Source organism: Shewanella sp. AS16, assembly GCF_021412365.1.
Lineage (GTDB): Bacteria > Pseudomonadota > Gammaproteobacteria > Enterobacterales > Shewanellaceae > Shewanella > Shewanella salipaludis.
Genome location: NZ_JAKCLK010000132.1, coordinates 1 through 322, shown reverse-complemented (window position 1 = coordinate 322; position 322 = coordinate 1). Strand labels below are relative to the sequence as shown.

General features: G+C 50.0%; 1 protein-coding gene. It reads right to left on the bottom strand.

Going from position 1 to position 322, the window contains the following annotated elements; translation table 11 throughout:
- Positions 1-290, bottom strand: a 290-nt coding sequence (locus LZP73_RS19665) for a ComEC/Rec2 family competence protein (RefSeq protein WP_234236599.1), incomplete at its 3' end; no start/stop codon positions are given.
- Between the last annotated feature and the right edge of the window lie 32 nt (positions 291-322).

Genomic DNA, 322 nt, shown 5'->3' with positions numbered 1-322 from the left:
TGCACAACCATCGCGGCGAGAATCAACGGAACCGTGATAAATGTCACCAGGGGAATTGCAAAAAGATTTGCAATAAACGAGGTCAGACTAATGCCATGAAATATGACAATTTGCACGGGCATAAGCAGGAGGGTGATTCCCAGTTGCAGATGGATGAGGGAAACAACCGCGCGCAATACCGGCGGCAGCTGCCACTCCGGACAGGGAAACCACTGATACCAAAAAATCAGTGCCGCGACCGCAGCGGCAGATAGCCATAAACATTGCGAGAGAATGGCAACAGGATCCATCAGCAAAATTGCCGCCAGACAACATATCCATA